The organism is Clostridium sp. (assembly GCF_040797585.1).
Classification (GTDB): domain Bacteria; phylum Bacillota; class Clostridia; order Clostridiales; family Clostridiaceae; genus Clostridium_Z.
On sequence record NZ_JBFNEO010000009.1, the window covers coordinates 1 to 21,480 of the forward strand.

The window sequence follows — 21,480 nt, forward strand, 5'->3', positions numbered from 1 at the left end:
CCTTTAATGAGGAGGATATTCATATATTCTTAAAGGAAGAAACCTTTATTATAGATAAAGATTTTCTCGTAAATATAATAGAAGAATTTAATAAAAGAGAAAATTTAGTTTTAGGAGGCATTAAAGGGGGATATTTAAATCTAGATACCTTAAACCTAGAATCCCTATATGGAAACTACTACGTATATTTAAATGAGTCCCTAATAGTATTTTCAAATCCTACATCAGAGAATTTAAATTATATATATGATTCAATAGTTATTACAAGGGGAGATTATGTATTAAAGAACCTATATGATCCTTTATACATGCTAGATAATATAAAAAGGATTAATGCTAATAAAAAAGAGGTGGATTTACTATTCTTTAAAGAACCTAGCTGTATATTTAATGAGGAGAATTTTATTCTTTCTAGAGATGATAAGATGAGTTTTATAAAAAGAAATAATTTAGAGGAGAATTATCCACTAGTATCCATATTAATGCCAACCTATAACCAGACTAAGTATTTAAAACCTGCCATAGATAGTGCATTAGATCAAAGTTACCCTAATATAGAAATTATAATAAGTGATGATAGTACCACAGAAGATGTAAAAAACTTTATTAAGCCTTACTTAAATAAATATGATTTTATAACTTATGTTAAACATGAATCCTCTGATGACTTTGGATTAAGTAATACCTTAAGTCTTCCAGGTATTGCAAAAGGAGAATATTTAAGCTTTTTATTCCATGATGATGTATTTAGAGGAGATAAAATAGAGAGGATGGTAGCTATTATTAAAGAGAGGGATGATATATCCTTTGTAACATCTCAGAGAGGTCTAATTAATGAAAATGGAGATTTTTTAAATGGTCTAAATCATATTTTTAGAACTTTAGATAAGGATACATTAATAACTAAGGAGGATATAGGGGATTTAATCATAGATCTAAAGTACAACTTTTTAGGAGAACCAAGTGTGTTCTTGTTTAGAGCAAGTTTAAAGGATAAGCTGTTTAATTTTAATAATAATCAGTATATAAGTAATGGGGATTTAGCTTCTTGCATTAATTTTCTTACAGAAGGAAATGGATATTATATAAGTGATACACTAACCTATTTTAGATATCATGGAGGACAAAACACTCATAATACTACCTTAGAGAAAATAGGAAGAATAGAATGGAAAAAGATTTACCTAGATATGTTTTATAGTGGACTTTTAAGATTCAAAGAAAAGTTTTGCATAAATTGTTCTAATAGGGTGAGTAGTTTTAATCCCTTTGATGGAATCATAAGTCCTAAGGTTGAAGACTACAATATAATAGGTAGTGATGTGATAAATCATAGCTGTCCTCACTGTAGATGTAATGATAGAGAAAGACATCTACTTCTATATATTTATAAGCTTGATTTAGTAAAGAGATATATGGAAGGAAAGAAGGTTCTTCATATTGCACCGGAACTTTATATTAGGGCTTATTTAAATGATTGTGATTTAGAGGAGTATATATGTGGAGATTTACATCCTATTTATCCAGGGATGATTAACATTGATATAACCAATATTCACTATGAGGATGAATATTTTGATTTTATCATATGTAATCATGTGCTGGAGCATATAGAGGATGATCATAGAGCATTAAAAGAGCTTAATCGTGTTCTTAAAAAGGGTGGAAGAGCAATATTTCAAACACCTTATTCAGAAGAGATAGAAGTATCCTATGAAGATGAAGAAATAAAGGATCCACTTAAAAGACTCTTAGAGTTCGGACAAGAAGACCATGTAAGAATATATGGAAGAGATATTTTTAAAAGAGTAGAAAACTTTGGATTTAAGAGCCATATAGTTAAAAATAATGATTTATTTAAAAATAATGAAGAGAGGCTATTTGGATTCAATAAAAGAGAGGATTTGCTTATGTTTTTAAAAGAGTAGATTCTATTTTGTTAATATAAGTGACACTATATATTAGTAACTGGAATAAGAATAAATAAAGTGATTTTATTCAGGGGGAAATATGATTAACGTTACTAAGACCTATCTACCTTCTAAGGAAAAGCTTTCAGAAAGAATAGATAGGATATATAGAAATGGGTGGATAACTAATAATGGAGAGCTTACTTTAGAACTTCAAGAGAGACTTGAGAAGTTTCTAGGAGTTAAGAACTTACTTTTAGTGTCTAATGGAACCCTAGCTCTTCAAATAGCTTATAAAGTCTTAGATGTGAAGGGAGAAGCTTTAACATCACCTTTTTCCTTTGTAGCAACAACCAGTTCCATGGTATGGGAAGGAATTACACCAAGGTTTGTAGATATAGATAAAAAAAGTTTAAATATGGATGTAAATAATATAGAAAAGTCTATAAATGAAAATACCAGTGCCATAGTTCCTGTACATGTTTTTGGAAATCCTTGTGAAGTGGAAAAAATTTCAGATATAGCTAACAGATATAATCTAAAAACTATATATGATGCTTCCCATTGTTTCAATGCAAAGTTTAATGGGGACAGCCTCTTAAACTTTGGAGATGTATCCACATTAAGTTTTCATGCCACAAAGATTTTTCACACCATAGAAGGAGGAGCCTTAGTAATAAAGGATAGAGAAGTTTATGAAAAAGCAAAACTTATGATAAACTTTGGAATAACAGGTGTTGATAGTATTAGATCTTTAGGTATAAACTGTAAGATTAATGAATTTCAAAGTGCTATGGGTCTTTGTGTATTAGATGAGTATGATGAAATTAATAGTAAAAGAAGAGAAGTTTATAATAGGTATTATGAAAAATTAAGAAATAGTAGTAAGGTTACTCTTCAAGATAGGAATCCTTATGGTAGCCTTAATTACTCCTATTTTCCTATACTATTTAAAACAGAAGAGGATTTATTAAAGGTGCAGAGAGTATTAAAAGAAAGAGGAATAAATGGACGTAGGTATTTCTATCCTAGCCTTAATACTCTAAACTATTTAGAATATGAAAAAATGGAGGTTTCAGAAGAAGTATCAAGGAGGGTATATTGCCTTCCCTTATATGATTCCTTGGATTTATCTATTGTAGATGAAATTATATATATAATAGAGTCTATTTAAAGTAGAGTGAGAAATTTAGTATAGTAAAGAATTAAAAGTGAAAATACAAGGAGCTATAATATATTTTAAATAAAGATTTTATAGAATTGTAGGAGGCAACGGTATATTTATGAGTAGTTTTTATAGTGAAGAGGAGCTTAAAGAAATAGGTTTTAAATCCTTAGGAGAAAATGTGCTTTTAAGTAGAAAGACAAGTATCTATGGACCGGAGAATATATGTATTGGAGATAACTGTAGGATAGATGATTTTACCATTCTTTCAGGAAATATATCTATAGGAAATTTTGTTCATATTGCCTCCTTCTGTGGGGTTTATGGAGGGGATGTGGGGGTTGTATTTGAAGACTTTGTTGGACTTTCAGCACGGTCTATAGTATATGCATTAACAGATGATTATGGTGGAGAGGTTTTGACTAATCCTAACATTCCGTTAGAATATAAGAATATTATAAAAGGAAAGGTAATATTTAAAAAGCATTCACTAATAGGTGCAGGAGCCATTATACTTCCAGGAGTTACAGTTGGGGAAGGTGCATCCGTTGGATCTATGGCACTTATAAATAAAGATTTACTTCCTTGGAGCATATATATAGGAATACCAGCAAAGAAAATAAAGGATAGGAGTAAAAAGCTTTTAGAATTAGAAAAAGAATTTTTAAATAATATTACTTAATTTGTTTTTATAAATATAACATTATAGGTATTATTAAAATTCAATAATACTTATAGTGTTATTTTTTATAAAGTAAAATAGTATTATAACGATATACTATAGAGAAAGTAATAATATCTTGAAATTCACAGATGGTGATTAGTGTATAAGAGAGGCTTTGGGTAATAAAATCTATAGACGTATAACATGGTACATGGAGTTAATACTTCAAACCACTGTGATTGATAGCTTATTCAAAGATTAGGCTTGGGTATTATATATATCTACATATAACATGAAATATAAGACTTAAAAAAATTAATTATGAAATATGAAAATTAGAAAAGGAAAATAAAACTCATAAAGGAGGAGAAGAAATGAGATTAACTCATAACATAGCTTCTTTAAATGTTTATAGAAATTATTCTAAGAATTTAGAAAAGCAATCAAAGGTTTTTAATAGGGCGGCTACTGGACAGAAAGTTAATGGGGCATCGGACAACCCAAATGCTTTAGGTAAAAGTGAACTTATGAGGATACAAATAAGAGGGCTTCAAATGGCTCAAAGAAATGTTCAAGACGGAGTATCCATGCTTCAAAGTGCGGATTCATCTTTAAGTACTATAAATGCATATTTAAACAGAATCAGAGAGCTTACAGTTCAGTCTGGGGGAGCTGGTGATGATAATGATAAACAAGTTATACAAGATGAAATAAATCAAATGGTAGAGGGAATAGGAAACGTAGTGGACTACTCTGAATTTAACGGAGTTAAGTATTTAAAGGAAAGTACCACCGTAGATAATAATAATCCTACTACAGCGTCCATGCTAGCAGGGGCAAATAGTGGAGAGGATATAGATATACCGTTTTTTAACATGTCTCCTGAAAATTTAAAGGATAGTAGCGGAAAATCCTTAAAGGACTTAGATATAACTAATGGGAACATAGATGAGGCTTTAAGTGTTATAGATGCATCTATAAATACAATTATAGATGCAAGGGGGCAATATGGAGCTCTATGTAATAGGCTTGAAACAACCTTTGATACTTCTGGAGATATGAGTCTTACTATGGAAAAGGCAGAGTCTTCCATAAGAGATGCGGATATGGGATTTGAAATCATGGAACTTTCGAAATACAGTTTACTCATAGAGGCAGGAAATGCCATGATGGCTCAAACTAATAATTTTCCTAAGGATGTACTTAGGATTTTAGAGAGAGTGAAATAGGAATGATTATTGAGCTATTAAGAAAAGAGTAAATATTAATTTAATTCATTATGACAGTTAAATTAATATTTTAAGAGTAGTGTATTTTTAATATTTAATTTTTGTATTTTATAATTTTAAATAAGTGATTAAGCAAATTTAAGATTTAAATATTGTAGCAGATTAAATTAAAATCTAGTAAAGATTATAGTTAAATAAGATAAATGAAAAGTCTTGGATAGAATCCAAGGCTTTTTATTTTACTAGTATATGTTAAAATATAGGGTGTCATGGTAAAATATAGGTTATATTGTGTTTTAAAAATTCTTATATTGAAACAATATGGATTATTATGGTATTTATGTGAATAAACAATGAATACAACTATAAATTATATTATCAAGTAATAATAATTATTAGACATAAATCCCGAATAATTCCAATTTTTATAGATTCAAATGTATAGAAATCATTGTATATTATAAAAATTTAAAAAAAGTTAATCCGAAGAATTAATGCCTTTTTTAAAGTAATATTTGGATTAAGAAATTGTTAAAAAGTACTATAAAATAACACTAATGAGGTTATATGTATTAAAATGAAATAAGGTAATTTTAATGAGAATTAAAGAGAGATTAAAATAAATTTATGTTACTAATTATTAATTATTAGACAAAAAGTTAATTTGAAACAATGAAAACAAAGTAAAACTTTAGAAAAAAACAAGAAAAAAGTCGAAAGAATTAAATGCTAAAAAAAGTTTCTATTAAAAAAAGGTAGAAATAAAATAAAAATAGATGAAATACATAGAGTTAAATAAGAAAATAATTAAAATTAAAAAATACACTAGAAAATACTTGTAGATTGTCTTATAATTAATTTATAATTGGTAGTATTTACATAAGGATTAAAAAAATAGATGAAATTAATTAGTTTATCTATTAAAACATAGAATAGTGGAAGTTTAAAGTTTAATTTGTAAAATTAAAAGGAGTTGAGGAGATGAAAATAGGAGAAGGAACTTCTTTGGATAGAAATGTATATGATCTTATAAAGAAGGATCTTAATGCCACCTCTATAAGAGGAAAGACTATAGCTAATAATATAGCCAATGTTAATACAAAAGACTACAAAAGATTTGATGTGGTTTTTGAAGAGGCGTTGAAAGATGACGAAAAGAGTCTAAGCCTTAGAAGAACTAATGAAAAACACATTAAAGATAATGACTTTGAGGATGGGATTAAAGTTACGCAGGACAAGTCATCTAGCATGAGAAGTGACGGAAATAATGTAGACCTAGATATAGAAAAGGTTAATCAAGCAGCTAATACCCTTCTATATAATACTCTTATAACTAGCTATAATAATAGAATTAATTCTACAAGATATGTAGTAACATCTGGTGGGAGGTAGTAAATAATGTATGCTTTTAGATCTATGAGAATAAGTGCTAGTGGTCTTTCGGCAGAAAGACTTAGAATGGATACCATTGCGTCTAATATAGCTAATGCTACAACTACAAGAGGGGAAAATGGAAGACCCTATGTAAGAAAGGTAGCAGTTTTTCAGGAACATTTAGATAAATCTTTAGATAAGACAAATAAACCAGGGGATAATCTCATGGGAGTTAAGGCAGTTGGAGTTGAAGAAGATAAATCTCCATTAAGAAGAGTATATGATCCTTCACATCCAGATGCGGATAATGAGGGTTATGTAATGATGCCTAATGTAAACATTTTGAATGAAATGGCAGATATGATAGCTGCTACAAGGTCCTATGAGGCAAATGTAGACACGTTAAATTCTATGAAAAGTATGTTTTCAAAAGCATTAGAAATAGGAAGATAGGGGGATACTCATGAAAATAAATAGTTTTGTACCAAGTAAAGAAGTTTTTAATAATATGAATATAGGAAAAGAAGTTGAAAAGTCAACATCAAATATTACATTCGGTGATGTTTTAAATGAAAAATTACATAAAGTCAATGAATCTCAAATTGCCTCAGATGAGATTACTGAAAAGTTTATAAAGGGTGAAGATGTTGAGATACATGATGTTATGATAGCTGCAGAGGAAGCAAAACTTTCCCTTCAAATGGCAGTGCAGGTGAGAAATAAGCTTGTAGAAGCTTATCAAGAAATAAACAGAATTCAGTTATAGGATAGGAGTGCTATAAATGGAAAAACTTAAGGAAGGCTTAAGTAAAATAAAGGATAGGTTTATGTCCCTGTCAAAAAGTCTTAAAATAGGAGTCATTGTATTAATATCTGGAATAATAATTTCTTTAATATTTTTAGGGGTTTACCTTCAGAATAATAAATATGGCCTTCTTTTTTCTGGTCTTGATGGAAATGATGCTAAGGTTATAACTGAAAAGTTAAAAGAAAAGAAAATAGAAACTCAGGTTAAGGGGGACGCCATATACGTTCCTAAGGAAAAAGTAGATGAGCTAAGACTAGAACTTGCAACGGACATAACCAATGGTAGTAAGGGATATGAACTCATGGACGATAGTCAGTCCTTTGGAATGACAGATGAGGAGTTTAAAATTAAAAAACAAAGGGTTCTTCAAGGGGAAATAGAGAGAACAATAAAAAGTTTTCCACAGATAAAAAATGCAAGAGTTCATTTAACACCTCCAGAAGAATCAGTATTTGTTAAAGAGAGTAAGCCAGGAAAGGCTTCAGTATATATTGAAATGAAACCAGGTAGTACTCTTTCTAAAGAACAAGTTAAGTCTATAGTTTCTTTAGTTGAAGGAGCAACACCTAATACTCCAAAGGAGAACATAGAGGTTATAGATGATAATATGAACTTGTTATCTAGAGATTTATTTGAGGATGATGAAAACTTTTCAGCTTCTTCTTTGGAGAAACAAAAGAAGGTACAGGAAGACTTTGAAGACAAGCTTCAGAATAATGTTTTAGAGATGCTTGAGCCTGTAATTGGAAAAGGCAAGGTTAAGGTTAAGGTTAATTCAGAATTAGATTTTGATGCGAAGGAAAAAACTGATATAGTTGTAAACCCACAGAGTGTTGTTGTGAGTGAAGCCACCTCTAAGGAGACATCTAGTGAAGATGGTGGACGTGATAATTCCCAAAGTCCAGTGGATAATAACATGACTAATGCTATAAATAACGAGGATGGAAATGCCACATCTTCTAAGGAAGAGAAGAAGACTAACTATGAGGTTGGAAAGAGCGAAACAAAGGTTATAAGTGCACCAGGTTCTGTGAAAAGACTTACTGCATCGGTAGTAGTAGATGGTAACCTAGATTTAGGTGCTCAAGAAACTATAAAAGGTATAGTTGCAAATGCTATTGGATTTAAGCAGGATAGAGGAGACGAGATAAGCGTTGCAGGTATGTCCTTTGATCCAGCAGCTAAGGATGCGGCAGCCAAGGCATTAGAAGAAATGAAGAAGGAAGAAGAGCAGGCTAAAAAGATGAAGCTTTATAAAACTATTGGTATTTCAACTGGAATATTAATATTATTAGCAATAGTAGTAGCTTTAATAATTAGAAAGAAGAGAAATCAAGATGAGGATGAAGATGAGTTAGAGGAAGGAAGCGGCCTTAATGTGGTTATTGGAGACAATATAGAACCTAAGGAACAAATAAAGCTTGATCCAATAGACTTTGAAGTAAATAATGAAAAAGTACATCTTGAAAATGAAGTAAAGCGTTATGCTAAAGATAAACCAGAACAATTTGTTGATATAGTTAAGGCATGGCTTGCGGATGATGAGAGGTGATAACTATGAGTAAGGACATGATAAAGGAAATGGAAAAATTAACAGGGGTGCAAAAGTCAGCTATATTATTTATAACTTTAGGCCCTGAAATATCAGCTAATATAATAAAAAAGCTTCCAGAAGCAGAGATTCAAAAGATAACTTATGAAATAGCTAATACCACTCATGTAAATCAAGACTTTAGACAAAAGATCTTAGAAGAATTCTTAGAGATGAATAAGGCGAAGGATTATCTTCTAGAGGGTGGAATTGAGTACGCGAGGAGTCTTCTTGGAAAGGCTTTAGGGCCTCATAGAGCAAAGGAGATTTTAGATAAGGTTGTGGAGGTAAGTCAGCAGTATAGACCTTTTGCTATAGCAAGAAAAGCTGACTCCCATCAGCTAATGAATGTAATAGCTAATGAGCATCCTCAAACTATAGCTTTAATTCTTTGTTATCTTCAACAGGATAAGGCTGGACAAATACTTTCAGCCCTTCCTGAGGAGCTTCAAAGTGATGTAGCCTATAGACTAGCAACTATGAGAAACACTTCACCAATGGTGGTTAAAGAGATAGAGAAGGTTCTTGATGGTAAGTTATCATCAGTTATAAAGTCAGATGTAACTGTAATTGGTGGTGTTGAGACATTGGTTGGTATATTAAACCAGGTAGATAGAACCACAGAAAAGAATATTACAGAAGGTTTAGAGAGAGAAGATGCAGAACTTGCAGAAAGAATAAAGGAATCTATGTTTGTATTCGAGGATATAGTAACTCTAGACAGCTTATCAATACAAAGAGTTCTAAGGGAAGTAGATCCAAAGGATTTAGCATTAGCTTTAAAGGGCTGTTCAGAAGATGTTTCCAATACTATATTCAAGAATCAATCAAAGAGAGGGGCTGCTGCATTGAAGGAAGACATGGAATTCTTAGGACCTGTTAGACTTGTGGATGTAGAGAAAGCTCAACAGAAGATTGTTGGAATAATAAGAAGGTTAGATGAAGCAGGAGAAATAGTGATTTCAAGAGGTGGAGAAGATGCCATCGTTTTATAATATTATAAAAAATAATAGTAGTGAAGAGAGCGGAAAAAAAGTAATAAGTACAACTTATGTTTCTCAAAACAGGAAGAATTCAAAGGAAACAAAGGAAGATAATAATAAAAATATTATTATAGAAGAAGATAATTCTTTAGAAGAGTATGAAACTATGAAAAAGAGTATTCTAGAAAGTGCAAGAATTGAAGCGGAAGAAATAAGAAAAAAAGCACAAGAAGAAATAGAAGAGGTTAAATCTAGAGCTTACAATGAAGCTTATGACCTTGGTTATAATGAAGGAACTGCTATAGGAAAAGAAGAAGGTTTAAAAAAAGCTTACGAGGAAACTATTGTAAAAGCTAAGGAAGAAAGTAACCTTATTATAGATAATGCTAATAACATGCTACTTAGTGCAAAAGAGGAGTATGAAAATTATCTAAAAGAGAAGAAGGAAGAAATTTTAGATTTATCTCTATATATAGCATCTAAGGTTCTTAATACAGAGATTAAAAAACCAGACTCTTTAGATGAAACAATATTAAAAATGATTCAGGAGTCATCAAAGGCTAGCTCCTACATTATAAGATGTAGAGAAGACTATGTAGAAAATATAAAAGAGAAGGTCTTAAATATGAAAGAAGTTTTAGGACTTTCTAAGGGAGAAATTTTTGTAGTTAAGGATAATAGTCTTGAGGAAGGTAGCGTTATTATAGAAAAGGATAATGGCAAAATTGAATCTTCAATAGATCAGGCTTTAGAGGAAATTAAAAAGGAGTTGTTTTAGTTAATGGACATAGATTTTCAAGGGATAAAGGAGAGGATTTCTAAAACTTCTTTATATTATAGCCAAGGAAAAGTAAAAAAAGTAATAGGACTTACAGTAGAAGTGGAAGGAATAAAATCCTTTGTTGGAGAGATATGTACTATATACAACAATAAAAACAATGAAATTTTATGTGAAACTGTTGGATTTAAGGACGATGATGTAATACTAATGCCTCTTGGGGAACTCATAGGGATTGCTCCAGGATGCATTGTAGTACCTACTGGAAGACAGCTCCATGTGAAGTGTAGTGATGATCTACTTGGAAGTATTTTAGATGGTCTTGGAAATCCACTTAAAGGGGAAGAAAATAAAAAAGGGATGGTATATGAGTTAGATAAAGACCCACCAGATCCTTTAAAGAGAAGAAGAATAAAGGAAGTACTTCCCACAGGAGTAAGAGCCATAGATGGATTTTTAACCTGTGGAGAAGGTCAGAGGGTTGGAATATTTGCAGGAAGTGGAGTAGGAAAAAGTACTACCCTAGGGATGATAGCTAAATATGCAGAGGCTGATGTGAATGTAATTGCCCTTATAGGGGAGAGAGGACGTGAGGTTCTTGATTTCATAGAAAGGGATCTTGGAGAGGAAGGTCTTAGAAAATCAGTGGTGGTATGTGCTACGTCTGATAGACCGGCTCTTGTAAGACTTAAAGGGGCTTTTACAGCTACGGCTATAGCAGAATACTTTAGAGATCAAGGGAAAAAAGTAATACTTATGATGGACTCTGTTACTAGATTTGCCATGGCTCAAAGAGAAGTTGGGCTTGCTATAGGAGAACCTCCTGCAACTAAAGGCTATACCCCTTCAGTTTTTGCCATGCTCCCAAGACTTCTTGAAAGATCAGGTATGTCTGATAAGGGATCTATAACAGCATTTTATACAGTCCTTGTAGATGGAGATGACTTTAATGAACCTATAGCAGATGCTGTCCGTGGAATATTAGATGGACACATTGTTTTATCCAGAGATCTGGCTCATAAGAATCATTATCCAGCTATAGATATTTTAAATAGTGTATCAAGACTTATGCCAGATATTGCAGAAAAGGAGCATAAGGAAGTTGCATCCTTTGCAAGAGATCTCCTTTCAACCTATAGAGACTCAGAGGATATTATAAATCTTGGGGCTTATTCTAAGGGATCAAGTAAAAAAATTGATATGGCTATAGAATATATAGATGTTATTAATAGATTTTTAAGGCAAGGTGTTAATGAAAACTCCTCCTTTAATAGTACCCTAGAGAATATAAATGCTATGTTTAGGTAAGGAGGGGCATACTTGAAAGGATTTAAATTTAGACTTCAGAAACTTTTAGATATAAGAGTAGATAAGGAAGAGCAATGTAAGATAGGCTTCCAAGTGGCAGAGAGAGAGAAAAGAAAGGTAGAGGATAACCTTAACACATTAAATATGCAATACTCTAAATACAATGTATTAAAAAGAGAAGAGACATTAATAGAGCAGAAGATAAGAAATAATTATTTAAATGTGTTGTCTTTTAAGATTGAGGATACAGAAGAGATTCTTAAAGAGAAGGAAGAGGTTCTTCTAGAAAAAAGAGGAGAACTTATTGAAAGCCAGATAGAGAGAAAAACTGTGGAGATTTTAAAAGAGAAGAAGGAAAAAGAATTTATAAGAAATGAAGAGAAGAAAGAGCAGAATTTTATAGATGAATTAGCTCTTTATAGTTATATAAGAACCCATGAAAGGAGGTGAGAAAATGAATAATATGAATATTAAGGTTCAAGAAGTGGCTAAAAGAGATTATCCTAAAGAAAAGTTAGGAAGTAGTAATAACTATTCAAAATCTCTAGATTTTAGAAACACACTAGATGCTTCCTTAAAGGGGAAGGAAAAACCAAGTGAAGGTCCTAAGGAAATGAAGGAAGTAAAGGATACAGGGAAACCTAGAGTAGAAACTAAGGTTAATAATAGTGATGAAAAGTTAGAGGCAGTAGATGAGAAAATAGAAGTTTTAGATGAAAACTTAGAGCCTCTAAATGAAGAGTCTAAAGATTTAGATCTACTTAGTATACTTGAAGAAATTTTAGCGTTCTTAGGAGTTGAAAATTCAGTAAACTTAAAGCTGAATGAAGGTTTAAGTTTAGAGGAAAAGATAAATGCTCTAAATGAAGCTATAATAGGTATTAAAAATATGCCAAGTGAAGGCATAGAAAAACTAGCTAACCTAATGTCCACTCTAAAGGAAGCCCTAGGAAATAAGGAGATTCCTCTACATGTTATTGAAGGTTTATCTAAGGAACTAGAAGGACTTAATATATTAAATCCTAATACAACGGAAAAACTTCAGGATTCTAAAAATTTTACTAAGAAATCCTTAGAGGAAATTAAAAGTTTATTCTATGAAGAAGGAAAGGTAGAAGAGTCTTTAGATAATGCCGATTCTTTAGAAACTTATAAACCATTAAATACGGATTCTAATAAAAATCAAGAGACTTTAACTAAGGAAGAGAGATTTTTAAAGTCCTTAATTGGAGATGCTGAAGCTAGTAAGAATAGTGGAACTCAGTCCTTTGGGGATAATGAAACCAGTAAGCCATTAAGTGATAAGGAAGTCATACCTTTAGGTAATATTAATCCTGTAAGTATATCTGAAGGAGAAAATATATCTCCTATTTCCAAGGAAATGAATATTAATAGTGCTACATTTACTAAGGATGTGGTTAAAAGTATTAAATATATGGAAATGAACGATATTAAGGAGCTTACCTTAAAAGTAAAACCAAAGGAATTAGGGGAAGTTATTATAAAACTATCTATGGAAGGAAATATTATGAGAGCCAAGATAATGGCAACTCATAAGGATACCTATAATCTTTTAAATTCTAACTTAAGTCAGATAAAGGAGAGTCTTATATCTCAAGAGTTTAAGGTTCAAGATATATCAGTAGATATATACTTTAGTGATGCCACTACCTATGGAGAATTCCAAGGAAAGGATGGAAATCAGAGAGAGTATAGACAGGGAAATGGATTTAATTCAGGAGATATGACCTTAGATGATATTAAGGAAGAAGATTTAGAAGAGGATATATATAAGGATAATAATATAAATATGTTAGTTTAGAAGGTGATATAGTGAGTGAGATAAATGGGAAAATCCCTACTTATAATAGGGTAGGAGATAAAAAGAAGTCTAACATAGGGTATAAGGTTAACAATGATGAAGAGTCTAGGGCTACAGATAGAGGAACTAGAATCGTGAAAAAAGGAGAGGAAATGGATAAGAACTCCTTTCTTAAAATATTATCAGCTCAACTTAAGTATCAGGACCCTACTTCAGGTGGACAAGACTCCTCAGCTTTAGTGGCTCAGATGGCTCAGTTTGCATCTATGGAGCAAATGATGAATTTAAACAATACTGTTACTAGTCTTTCAGGAAATGCTCTAATAGGTAAAGGGGTAGGATTAAAGTTAGTAGATGATTCAGGTAAGCCTGTAACTGGTATAGTAAGATTATCAGAGGTAGTAGATGGAGAAGTAGTTCTAGGGGTTGAGATTAATAATAATGGGAAGATAGAAGTTATAGATGTGGCATTAGATGATGTAACTACTATAATAGATGTACCTGATTATAACATGGATAGTATAAATGTAAATATGGCTCTCCTTCAAGCGTCTTCTATGATAGGAAAAAAAGTTGAGATAGAAACCTATGAAGAGAAAGAGGATGGAAAGACTCCTGAAATAGATGGAGAAGGTAAGGTAGAGAAGCCTAAGAATGGTGAATCAGAAGAGATTGAGGAAACAGAAGAGCCAGAAAATCCAGAGGATAATAAGGTTATAGTAACAGGAGTAGTTACAGGTGTTATTAAGGAGAATGGTGGAATCAATATAACAGTAAGACTTGAAAATGGAGAAATTAAAAAGTATCCATATAATTCTGTAACAAAGATATTAGAGAACTAATATGACTTCTAGAATTATAAATGGAAGAGTGTATTCTGCTCCAGTATTTCCAGAGGATACTAGTAATAAGCTTCCAGAAAGAAGAGAGAGTCTTAAAAGTAAATCCTTTAAAGACATATTTAATGAAAAGATAAGTGAAGATTTTAAAATTTCTGCTCATGCTATGGATAGGATGAGAGGATTAAATCTTACTAGAGAAGACAACCTAAAGCTTAAGGAAGCCTTTAATAAAGCTGAAAAAAAGGGATGTAAGGATTCAGTCTTTATATATAAGGATACAGCCTTTATAGCATCTGTAGAAAATAGAACTATAATAACAGCTGTGGATAAGGAAAGGGCAAAGGACAATGTCTTTACTAACATAGATAGCGTAATTATTTTATAGGCTGGACCTGAGTAACAGGAGGCCAAGCTCTGTTGAAGGATAGATACAGGGCAAAATAAATTTAGGAGGAGAATTTTATGTTAAGATCGATGTATTCAGGTATAAGTGGTATGAAGGTTAACCAAACTAAATTGGATGTGGTAGGTAATAACATAGCCAACGTTGGAACCACTGCTTTCAAATCACAAAGAACAAGATTCCAAGATGTTCTAAGCCAAAATGCAGGTCGTGCTATGGCACCAAGCTTAAACCTTGGAGGGGTAAACCCAAGACAGGTAGGACTTGGAGTTCAATTAGCTGGAATAGATACCTTAATGACTCAAGGTATGATGCAGCCAACGGGTAGAAATCTAGATCTAGCAGTTGATGGAGAAGGATACTTTATGGTGGCTAGAGGAGAAACTGTATCAACAAATGGAGTTATTAATATAAAAAATGATCCAGACAATAGACATGAATTGGGAGATACTAATGGACGAGATGTAATGTTCACGAGGGATGGATCCTTTGGAACAGACCATGAGGGAAACTTAGTAACTTCAGATGGATATAGGGTGTTAGGATATGGAATAAGTGATAATGGAGGAACCAATTCTATTGGAACTGATAATATAAATTTTGTAGATGCAGATTCTAAGAACCTAAAAGCAGATGAAACTAGTTTAAAAACTCTTAGAATTCCTGAAAAAATTAAAGATGGTGCTGATGAACTTAGAATAATATCCTTCTCCATAGATAAGACAGGGGTTATTAAGGGAGTTTGTGAAGGAGGAAAGATAACTGTTCTTGGACAGGTAGCTATGTCATCCTTTAGAAATCCAGCAGGTCTTGAGAAAATGGGAGGTAACCTTTATAGAAACTCACCAAACTCAGGGGAACCAGTGGTGAAATCAGGAATTGGAGCAGGTACTAATGATAATTCAAGTGGATATGGTGATATGCTTCAGGGAATGCTTGAAATGTCTAATGTGGACCTAGCAGAACAGTTTACAGATATGATAGTTACCACAAGAGCCTTCCAGGCTAGTGGTAAGATGATTTCTTCAGGGGATGAAATACTTCAAGATATAATTAACTTAAAGAGATAATTATTTTAAATTAGGATAGGGTAGAAATTTCTACCCGTCCTATATAAATAAGGTGGGATGAACATGATAACAGTAAGGGCCATGACAGGCAAAGATTTTATATTAAATTGTGATCATATTGAAAAAATAGAAAGTGTCCCTGAAACTTTAATTACCTTAACCAATGGAAAAAAGTACATAGTTATGGAGACTCCAAATGAAGTTATAAAGAGGGCAATAGAATATAAAAATAAAATGTTTTACTTTAAGGGACAGGGGGCAGAGTAATGAAGAAGCTTGATTTAACGACTGTGATAGGATTGGTTTTCGGTATTACAGTGGTTTTATATGGAATACTTGTTGGTGGAAGCATAATGAGTTTCTGGGATTTTGGATCTGTTCTTATAACCATATTTGGTTCCTTTGCAGCATTAATGATAAACTATCCAATGGATGAATTTAAAAATGTATTTAAAATTATGGCACAAAGCTTTACAGAAACTACTTTTTCAAAGAATGAAATAATAAGTAAGTTTATAGTTCTATCAAGAAAAGCTAGAAGAGAGGGATTACTTTCCCTTGAGGATGAAACAAATTCAGTGGAGGACTCTTATTTTAAAAAGGGACTTCAAATGGTTATAGATGGAGTGGAACCAGAAAATATAAGAGAGATATTAGAACTAGAGATAACAGAGATGGAAGCACGTCACAGTACAGGATATTCAATGGTAAAGGCATGGGGAGCCTATGCACCAGCCTTTGGTATGATAGGTACATTAATAGGATTAATTCAGATGCTTGTAAATCTAGAGGATCCTTCAAAAATAGCATCAGGTATGGCAGTTGCTCTTATAACAACCTTCTATGGAGCCTTTCTTGCTAATATGCTTTTTAACCCTATGGCAGCAAAGCTTCAAATTAAAAGTAATAAGGAAGTAGCTGTAAAGGAAATGATACTAGAGGGAATTCTTTCAATACAGTCAGGAGTTAACCCAAGAATAATAGAAGAAAAACTTATATGCTATCTTTCACCAAAAGAGAAGACTAGCTACCATGCTTCAAATCCAACGGAAGAGGGTGTGACAGCAAATGGCTAGAAAGAAAAGGGGAAGTGGTGATAATGGACAAGGTATTGATGAATGGATTCTTACCTATTCAGATACGGTTACCCTTTTACTAACCTTTTTCATATTGCTATACACATTTTCCACAGTGGATAATCAAAAGCTTCAAAGTATATCACAGGCTTTTCAATCTATGTTTACAGGGCAGCCGGGGCAAACCATAGTAGAAGGTACTGGAGTAACAGTAGATTCTAACTTAGAAGCAGATGTAGATCCAAGTAGTATAGATGGAGAGGCATATGAATTATATGAGCAGGTTAAGACATTTATAGATGAGAATCAGTTAGATGCCTCTCTTCAGATTAAAGAGGACGAAAGAGGAATTATACTTCAAATGAAGGATAGTATACTCTTTGAATCAGGAAATGCTGAACTTAAAGAGGAAAGTATCCCTATACTTTCACAGTTAAGTAGTCTTATAAATAGCCTTGATAATCCAGTAATTGTGGAAGGACATACAGATAATGTACCTATAAATAATTATATATTTAAGAGCAATTGGGAGCTATCCACCGCTAGAGCTGTAAGCGTAGTTAGGTATTTTATTGAAGGCAAGGGATTAAATCCAGAAAGATTTACAGCTTCTGCTTATGGAGAATATAAGCCTATTGCTCCTAATGATAGCGATGAGAATAGAGCAAAGAATAGAAGGGTTAATATATTACTAGTGGTATCAGAAAAGGAGAAGGAAAAGTAATGAGTGAGGTAAGTACTGAAAAGAAAAAAAGTAAAATCGGGATAATAATAATAGCTGTATTACTTCTAATAATAATAGGTGGAGGAGGTTTCATGTGGTTTAAGATGAAAGAATTAAACGCTGGAGCAACCCAAAATACTAAGATAGAAGAAGGTAAATTTGAATTAAATGAAATGATTGTAAATTTAGCTGATGAAGGTGGAAGAAGATATATAAAGGTAAAGCCTGTTCTTGGATATGATTCCACTAATAAAGACTTAGAAGCGGAATTTGCAACTAAGAGCCATGTTCTTAGGGACTTGACTATAACTATATTAAGAGGAAAGACATCAAAGGATTTAACTCCAGAGGGAGAAGAAGCATTAAAGAAAGAAATCCTTGATAAGTTAAACCCAGTCCTTGATAAAGGGAAGCTTACTAATGTTTATTTCACAGACTTCTTAATTCAATAGGTAAGAGTATGAATTATACATTTGAGATATTAAAGGTTTTATTTTCCCTAAGCTTTATAATATTATTACTTTTTTTAACCCTAAGGCTTGGGGAAGGTAGACTTAAAGCATTACAGAATAATAAGTTCTTAAAGGTATTAGATAGAACTTCTCTTTCAAAAGAGGCCTCCTTATCTGTAGTTAAGATAGGAGAAGAAGCCTATGTTTTATCTGTGACTCAAAGAGAAGTTAAGATTATAAAGGAGCTTTCAAAGGAAGAATTAAAAAAAATTGAAGAGAGCAAGGAAAAAAATTTAGAAGCCATTAAGAATGTCCATTTAGTTAAGCTAATAGAGGATAAATTAAAGATAAAAGGAAGAGCAGACAATGATAAATAAAAAAAGAGCATTAATAATACTAATGACTATCTTTGTATTTATATGTGGGGTAACCACAGTAGCTAAAGCATCTCCAGCTGGTTTGGATATTCCAAGGGTTAATATAACAGTAGATGACACAGGCTCTCCAAAAGAATTTGTAGACAATATAAAAATACTTATTTTATTAACAATACTTACCCTTCTACCTTCCTTTATTATAATGATGACTAGCTTTACAAGAATAGCTGTAGTATTCTCATTTTTAAAGGGAGCCTTAGGAGCACAGCAGTCTATACCAAACCAGATTCTTATAGGACTAGCTTTATTTCTAACCCTATTTATAATGGCCCCAGTGTATAATGAGATTAATGATAAAGCACTAAAGCCTTATATGGAGGGGACTATTACCCAGGATGTAGCAGTTAAAGAAGGATCAAAACCTATTAGAGAGTTTATGTTAAGTCAAACAAGACAAAAGGACTTAAAATTATTCTTAGAGGCTGCAAATATTGAGGAAGCTACTAAAGAGGACGTGCCACTATATGTAGTTGTACCAGCCTTTGCAATAAGTGAACTTAAAACAGCCTTTCAAATTGGATTTTTATTATACATACCATTCTTAATTATTGATTTAGTTGTGGCAAGTGTTTTAATGTCTATGGGAATGTTTATGCTTCCACCGGTTATGGTATCATTACCCTTTAAATTATTATTATTTGTAATGGTAGATGGATGGTACCTTTTAGTTAAATCAATGATATTAAGTTTTGCGGGATAGGAGATAGGCTATGAGTGAAAGTATGGTTATAGGAGTTATAAAGGATGCTATATATACAGGGCTTTTAATATCAGCTCCTATATTAATATCAGCAATAGTTATAGGACTTTTAATAAGTATTATTCAAGCTACTACCCAAATTCAAGAACAGACATTAACCTTTGTACCAAAGCTTATAGCTATAGCATTGGTTGGGATAATAAGTGGTAGTTGGATGCTAAGAAATTTAATAGCATTCACAGAGAGAATTTTTACACTAATATCTAACATAGTTAATTAGGGGGAGAAGGCATTGGCCATATATTTTTTAGGAATATTTTTCGTATCTATAAGATTACTAACATTTTTAATAACAATGCCAGCTTTCTTTCCAAATGGTACACCCAATATACTTAAGGTGGCCTTAAGTCTTTTAATATCATATATGATACTACCAGGGATAGATTATTCTGCAGTCTCAGATCTTACTGGATGGTATGGGGTTATGACCCTTGCCTTAAATGAGACCATGACGGGCTTATTCTTAGGCTTTGTTACCTCCCTTGCCTTTAATGCTATAAGTATGGCGGGGGCATTTATAGACTTTCAGATAGGTCTTTCTATGTTATCAGCATATGATCCAAATAGTAAAAAATCTTCCACCTTAGTGGAAAGACTTATGTTCTTCTCAAGTATAGTGATATTCTTTATAGTAGATGGACATCACATATTGCTTAGAGCATTAATGGATAGCTTTCAGGTAGTAAGTCTTGGGAAGTCTATAGTATTTTCAGACACCATAATGACTGTAGCTGAAAGCTTTATAGAATATTTTGTTATAGGTTTGAAAATAGCAATACCAATAGTATTGATAATAATAATAACAGACTTAACTATGGGACTTGTATCAAGAACAGTTCCACAGCTTAATGTAATGATATTGGGGCTGCCAGTTAAGATCTTAGTTGGGCTTACAGCCTTTACCTTTGCTCTTCCCATGATAATAAGGGCTATGGAGCATGCAATAGATGGGATTCCAAATATTATAAATGAGATTTATAAATTTGTTCCATTAGTATTTATTTTTTCAGATGAAAAGACAGAGGAAGCCACTCCTAAAAAGCTAAGTGATGCTAGAAAAAAAGGAGAAATGGCAAAAAGTAAAGAGGTAGGCCTTGCCCTTACCCTTATGACCTCAACTCTTCTTTTAGTAGTTCTTGGGTCCTATGTATTTCAGGAGTTTAGTGAGAGCTTAGTCTTCTTTTTAAGTAATGGATTTAATGGAGAGATTGACTACCTTTCAGTTAGAAAAAATTTCTTAAAGGCTATTTGGGATTTTATGAAGATATATCTTCCAATAGCTGTGCCTATTATGGTTATGGGAGTTTTTTCGCATTTCATACAAACAGGATTTATGTTAACCTCTGAGGGATTAAAGCCTTCTTTATCTAAGCTAAATCCATTAAATGGATTTAAGAGGATGTTCTCTTTAAAAAGTTTTGTAGAACTATCTAAAAATTTAGTGGTAATAATAATTGTGGGATATGTAGGCTATGACTTTGTAAAGAGTAACTATGTATTTATATTAGATACCATTAATATAAATATAAATGGGATACTTCCAATACTTATGAATCTTGTAATTTCTATATTTTTTAGAGTAACTCTAGTGGGTATAGTAATAGCTGTTGTAGATTTTGTTTATCAGAAATTTAGTTATAAGAAAGAAATGAAGATGACAAAACAAGAGATAAAGGATGAATATAAGCAGTCAGAGGGAGATCCACAAATTAAGTCTAGAATAAGACAAAAACAAAGAGAAATGGTATCAAAGAGAATGATGCAAGCTATACCGGATGCTACAGTAATTGTAACAAATCCAACTCATTTGGCAGTGGCATTAAAATATGAAGAAGGAGGAGAAAGCGCACCAAAGGTTATAGCAAAGGGAAAAGATAATATAGCTCTTAAAATAAAGGAAAAGGCAAAGGAAAGTAATGTGCCTATTTTAGAGAATAAACCTCTTGCAAGACTTATTTATGAAAAGGTAGATATAGATAAGGAAATACCAGAGGATATGTATGTGGCTGTGGCGGAGGTACTAGCTGTGGTTTACAAGTTAAAGAAAAAGAAATAAAAGTACTAAAAATTTAAGACTAAAGGGT

General features: G+C 32.2%; 24 protein-coding genes. All 24 read left to right on the top strand.

Features of this window, described 5'->3' with window-relative positions:
* Window positions 1-1,928: glycosyltransferase (locus tag AB2369_RS01160; RefSeq protein ID WP_367664634.1), on the top strand; the 1,928-nt coding region annotated here is incomplete at its 5' end.
* A gap of 82 nt (window positions 1,929-2,010) precedes the next feature.
* Window positions 2,011-3,084, top strand: coding sequence for a DegT/DnrJ/EryC1/StrS family aminotransferase (locus AB2369_RS01165; RefSeq protein ID WP_367664635.1), 1,074 nt, complete (start codon window positions 2,011-2,013; stop codon window positions 3,082-3,084).
* 109 nt (window positions 3,085-3,193) lie between these two features.
* Window positions 3,194-3,757, top strand: a complete 564-nt coding sequence (locus AB2369_RS01170) for an acyltransferase (RefSeq protein WP_367664636.1) — start codon at window positions 3,194-3,196, stop codon at window positions 3,755-3,757.
* Window positions 3,758-4,113: 356 nt separating this feature from the next.
* Window positions 4,114-4,968, top strand: coding sequence for a flagellin (locus AB2369_RS01175; RefSeq protein ID WP_367664637.1), 855 nt, complete (start codon window positions 4,114-4,116; stop codon window positions 4,966-4,968).
* A 981-nt stretch (window positions 4,969-5,949) separates the two neighbouring features.
* Window positions 5,950-6,360: a flagellar basal body rod protein FlgB gene (flgB, locus tag AB2369_RS01180; RefSeq protein ID WP_367664638.1), complete on the top strand. Its 411-nt coding sequence runs from the start codon at window positions 5,950-5,952 to the stop codon at window positions 6,358-6,360.
* A gap of 6 nt (window positions 6,361-6,366) precedes the next feature.
* Window positions 6,367-6,795 (top strand): flagellar basal body rod protein FlgC, encoded by a 429-nt coding sequence (flgC, locus tag AB2369_RS01185; RefSeq protein WP_367664639.1) that lies wholly within the window; start codon window positions 6,367-6,369, stop codon window positions 6,793-6,795.
* A 55-nt stretch (window positions 6,796-6,850) separates the two neighbouring features.
* The gene (fliE, locus tag AB2369_RS01190) at window positions 6,851-7,108 is read left to right on the top strand and encodes a flagellar hook-basal body complex protein FliE (RefSeq protein ID WP_367664662.1); all 258 of its coding nucleotides are present in this window, start codon (window positions 6,851-6,853) and stop codon (window positions 7,106-7,108) included.
* Between the two features lie 16 nt (window positions 7,109-7,124).
* Window positions 7,125-8,702 carry a flagellar basal-body MS-ring/collar protein FliF gene (fliF, locus tag AB2369_RS01195; protein ID WP_367664640.1) on the top strand — a complete coding sequence of 526 codons (1,578 nt, stop codon included), beginning with the start codon at window positions 7,125-7,127 and terminating at the stop codon, window positions 8,700-8,702.
* A gap of 5 nt (window positions 8,703-8,707) precedes the next feature.
* Window positions 8,708-9,736 (top strand): flagellar motor switch protein FliG, encoded by a 1,029-nt coding sequence (gene fliG / locus AB2369_RS01200; protein ID WP_367664641.1) that lies wholly within the window; start codon window positions 8,708-8,710, stop codon window positions 9,734-9,736.
* Window positions 9,720-10,502, top strand: a complete 783-nt coding sequence (locus AB2369_RS01205) for a FliH/SctL family protein (RefSeq protein WP_367664642.1) — start codon at window positions 9,720-9,722, stop codon at window positions 10,500-10,502. The genes fliG and AB2369_RS01205 overlap by 17 nt, the downstream gene beginning before the upstream one ends.
* Before the next feature lie 3 nt (window positions 10,503-10,505).
* Window positions 10,506-11,810 (top strand): flagellar protein export ATPase FliI, encoded by a 1,305-nt coding sequence (fliI, locus tag AB2369_RS01210; RefSeq protein WP_367664643.1) that lies wholly within the window; start codon window positions 10,506-10,508, stop codon window positions 11,808-11,810.
* A gap of 12 nt (window positions 11,811-11,822) precedes the next feature.
* Window positions 11,823-12,260 carry a flagellar export protein FliJ gene (fliJ, locus tag AB2369_RS01215; protein WP_367664644.1) on the top strand — a complete coding sequence of 146 codons (438 nt, stop codon included), beginning with the start codon at window positions 11,823-11,825 and terminating at the stop codon, window positions 12,258-12,260.
* Between the two features lie 4 nt (window positions 12,261-12,264).
* Window positions 12,265-13,632, top strand: coding sequence for a flagellar hook-length control protein FliK (locus AB2369_RS01220; RefSeq protein WP_367664645.1), 1,368 nt, complete (start codon window positions 12,265-12,267; stop codon window positions 13,630-13,632).
* Between the two features lie 11 nt (window positions 13,633-13,643).
* Window positions 13,644-14,474 carry a flagellar hook assembly protein FlgD gene (locus AB2369_RS01225; RefSeq protein ID WP_367664646.1) on the top strand — a complete coding sequence of 277 codons (831 nt, stop codon included), beginning with the start codon at window positions 13,644-13,646 and terminating at the stop codon, window positions 14,472-14,474.
* Window position 14,475: 1 nt separating this feature from the next.
* Window positions 14,476-14,859: a TIGR02530 family flagellar biosynthesis protein gene (locus AB2369_RS01230; protein ID WP_367664647.1), complete on the top strand. Its 384-nt coding sequence runs from the start codon at window positions 14,476-14,478 to the stop codon at window positions 14,857-14,859.
* A gap of 77 nt (window positions 14,860-14,936) precedes the next feature.
* A complete protein-coding gene (locus AB2369_RS01235) occupies window positions 14,937-15,947 on the top strand; it encodes a flagellar hook-basal body complex protein (RefSeq protein ID WP_367664648.1) in 1,011 nt (336 codons plus the stop codon).
* 63 nt (window positions 15,948-16,010) lie between these two features.
* Window positions 16,011-16,214, top strand: coding sequence for a flagellar FlbD family protein (locus tag AB2369_RS01240; RefSeq protein ID WP_367664649.1), 204 nt, complete (start codon window positions 16,011-16,013; stop codon window positions 16,212-16,214).
* Window positions 16,214-17,023 (top strand): motility protein A, encoded by an 810-nt coding sequence (locus AB2369_RS01245; protein WP_367664650.1) that lies wholly within the window; start codon window positions 16,214-16,216, stop codon window positions 17,021-17,023. The genes AB2369_RS01240 and AB2369_RS01245 overlap by 1 nt, the downstream gene beginning before the upstream one ends.
* Window positions 17,016-17,747: an OmpA family protein gene (locus AB2369_RS01250; protein WP_367664651.1), complete on the top strand. Its 732-nt coding sequence runs from the start codon at window positions 17,016-17,018 to the stop codon at window positions 17,745-17,747. Before AB2369_RS01245 ends, AB2369_RS01250 begins: the two co-directional genes overlap by 8 nt.
* On the top strand, window positions 17,747-18,199 hold the full coding sequence (gene fliL / locus AB2369_RS01255; RefSeq protein ID WP_367664652.1) for a flagellar basal body-associated protein FliL: 453 nt from the start codon (window positions 17,747-17,749) through the stop codon (window positions 18,197-18,199). The genes AB2369_RS01250 and fliL overlap by 1 nt, the downstream gene beginning before the upstream one ends.
* Window positions 18,200-18,207: 8 nt before the next feature.
* The gene (locus AB2369_RS01260) at window positions 18,208-18,576 is read left to right on the top strand and encodes a flagellar biosynthetic protein FliO (protein ID WP_367664653.1); all 369 of its coding nucleotides are present in this window, start codon (window positions 18,208-18,210) and stop codon (window positions 18,574-18,576) included.
* A gap of 22 nt (window positions 18,577-18,598) precedes the next feature.
* Window positions 18,599-19,336 (top strand): flagellar type III secretion system pore protein FliP, encoded by a 738-nt coding sequence (fliP, locus tag AB2369_RS01265; RefSeq protein WP_367664663.1) that lies wholly within the window; start codon window positions 18,599-18,601, stop codon window positions 19,334-19,336.
* 10 nt (window positions 19,337-19,346) lie between these two features.
* Complete coding sequence (gene fliQ, locus AB2369_RS01270; protein WP_367664654.1) at window positions 19,347-19,616, top strand: flagellar biosynthesis protein FliQ; 270 nt, start codon at window positions 19,347-19,349, stop codon at window positions 19,614-19,616.
* 12 nt (window positions 19,617-19,628) lie between these two features.
* Window positions 19,629-21,452, top strand: coding sequence for a fused FliR family export protein/FlhB family type III secretion system protein (locus AB2369_RS01275; protein WP_367664655.1), 1,824 nt, complete (start codon window positions 19,629-19,631; stop codon window positions 21,450-21,452).
* Window positions 21,453-21,480: the final 28 nt, after the last annotated feature.